Genomic DNA, 2,467 nt, shown 5'->3' on the forward strand with positions numbered 1-2,467 from the left:
ATCCGCGTGGATCCCGCCCCGCCGTCGCGCCGAGGTTCAACGCCGGTGGGGATCCACCGGCGGGATGACCGTCGTGGTCTCGCTGTCGTCGCTGCTGCTGCGCTGGCCCGGAACCCCGCCGCTGATCACCTGGGTCGTGTCGGCGTCACGGTGGGGATCCACCACCTGCGTGGTGTCCGGGTCGGTCGAACGGGCCACCACCTGCGTGGTGTCGTCGACGCTGTCGGCGGGACGGGTCACCACCTGGGTGGCCTCCGGGTCGGACGGCCGGGTCGTCACCTGCGTCGCGTCCGCCTCGGCGGGACGGGTCACCACCTGCGTGGCCTCCGGGTCGGACGGCCGGGTCGTCACCGGGGTGGCGTCCGCGTCGGCGCGGGCGGCCGTCGAGCGGGCCAGTTCGGCCTCGGCGTCGCGGCGACCGGCCCGGTAGGCACGGGCGTGCGTGGCGATCAGCTGCGACTCCTGCTCGGCGCGGGTCAGCCACGCCTCCCAGCGACTCTGCATCGGACGGATGAGGCCGCCACCGACCCCGACGACGAGGATGCCGCCCACAGTGGCCAGCACCGCGATCAGCACCGGGGTGGTGACCGCGGTGGCCACGCCGATCTGGTTCAGCGCCGCGATGACGCCCAGGCCGAGGATGAACACCGAGGCGATACCGGCCAGCACCCGACCGTACGACAGCCCGCCGAGCGCGCCGCTGATGATGTCCTTCACGGCGTTGGCGATGGCGGCGGCGACCACGACGATGACGATCGCGACGAAGGCGCGGGGCAACCACGCGACCACGGCCGTGATCAGGTCGGAGATCGGGTTGGGCCCCCAGATGCCGAAGGCGAGTTGCAGGGTGAGCAGCAGCACCGCGTAGTAGACGAGCTTCGCGACGATGTCGCTGGCGTCGTACCGGGAGCGGTTCAGGGCCCGGCGGATGCCGCCGCGCTCGACGGCGCGGTCGAAGCCCACGCGTTCGAGGACCTTCTCCACGATCTTCAGTACGGCCTTGGCGATCAGCCAACCGGCCACCAGGATCGCCAGGAAGGCGACGGCCTTGGGCAGGAAGAGCATCACCGAGCGAAGGGCGTCGCCCACCGCGTCGCTGACGTTGTCACTCATAGGGTCGTTCCTCCATGCGGAGCAGCCGGGATGGTAGGCCACCGACCTACCCCCACCAGCGGACGGGGAAACGCCGCTCCCGCTCGGAGGGTCTAGCGCGCGGACGAGTCTTGGCAATATTCTCCGGAGTACGTGCGGCCACTGGAGCTACTTTTCATCCCCCCGCCGTCGGCCGCAGGAGGAGATGTCATGCACGTCGACCATTCCGAAGTGGACCGCCGAACGCTGCTGCGGGCCGGTCTCGGCGCGGCCACGGTCGCCGTCGTCGGAAGCGAACTCGCCTTCTCGGGCGCGGCGCAGGCCGCTCCCGGCACCGACCTGGACTGGATTATCAGCTGCGACGAGTGGGCCGCCCGCCCGCCGAAGGACCCGCTGTCGGTCAGCGCCATCCCCACCAACAAGATCATCGTGCATCACATGGCGTTCCCGAACGTCACCGACTACTCCCGCGAGCAGGCGGTCAAGCTGGCCCACGACTGCCAGGACCTGCACATCGACGGCAACGGCTGGTCGGACACCGGCCAGCACTTCACGGTGAGCCGCGGCGGCTACGTGCTGGAGGGCCGCCGGGGCAGCCTGGAACGCCTCGAAGCGGGCGACCGTCAGATGATCTCGGCGCACTGCCCGGGCGAGAACGGCCGCGCCATCGGCATCGAGAACGAGGGCACCTACGTCACCGAGACTCCACCGGAGGCGCTGACCGACTCGCTGGTCAAGCTCTGCGTAGCCATCTGCCGGCAGTACGGGCTGCACGCTTTCGACATCTTCGGCCACTGGGACTTCCGCACCACCGACTGCCCGGGGGCGGCGTTCTACCGGCAGTTCCCGCAGCTGCGGCGGCGGGTCCACGCGGCCCTCGGCACCAAGCTGGGTGACGTGCCGGCCCGCCGCTGGCCGGATCTGTGGCGGTTCGTCAACTCGCCGTCGGTCCGGGTGGTGCAGCACCTGCTGGCCTACCGGGGCTACGCCGTGACGGTCAGCGGCACGTTCGACGCCGCGACCGTGGCCGCCGTGCAGGACTGGCAGGCCCGCAACGGCATCGCCGTGGACGTGGACGCCACGCTCACCACGCCGACCTGGGAGACCCTGGCGCCCGAGCTCGACCAGCACGCCGCCGGCGCGCCGGTCACGGCCGTCCAGGAGATCCTCGCGACCAAGGGGTACGCGGTCACCGTCACCGGCGCGTACGACCACGCCACCCGCGGGGCCGTGCAGGACCTGCAGGCGCTGCACGGGCTGCCCCGCAACGGCAAGCTCAGCACGAGCACGTGGTGCGCGATCGTCGGCGGCACGGTCCGCCAGTCGTTCACGCACCACTGACCCTCCGCCGGAGGCGGCGCGGGGTGATCCCGTG

Annotated in this window: 2 protein-coding genes; one reads left to right on the plus strand and one right to left on the minus strand. The window is 71.3% G+C overall.

What is annotated here, in order from left to right; all coding sequences use genetic code 11:
- Window positions 1-36: 36 nt before the first annotated feature.
- Entirely contained in the window at window positions 37-1,113 is a 1,077-nt protein-coding gene (locus AB0J68_RS30885; RefSeq protein ID WP_354861264.1) for a hypothetical protein, read from the minus strand.
- A 189-nt stretch (window positions 1,114-1,302) separates the two neighbouring features.
- On the opposite strand from AB0J68_RS30885, the gene AB0J68_RS30890 reads away from it, so the two are divergent.
- The gene (locus tag AB0J68_RS30890) at window positions 1,303-2,433 is read left to right on the plus strand and encodes an N-acetylmuramoyl-L-alanine amidase (protein ID WP_354861263.1); all 1,131 of its coding nucleotides are present in this window, start codon (window positions 1,303-1,305) and stop codon (window positions 2,431-2,433) included.
- Window positions 2,434-2,467: the final 34 nt, after the last annotated feature.

The organism is Micromonospora sp. NPDC049580, assembly GCF_040675595.1.
Lineage (GTDB): Bacteria > Actinomycetota > Actinomycetes > Mycobacteriales > Micromonosporaceae > Micromonospora.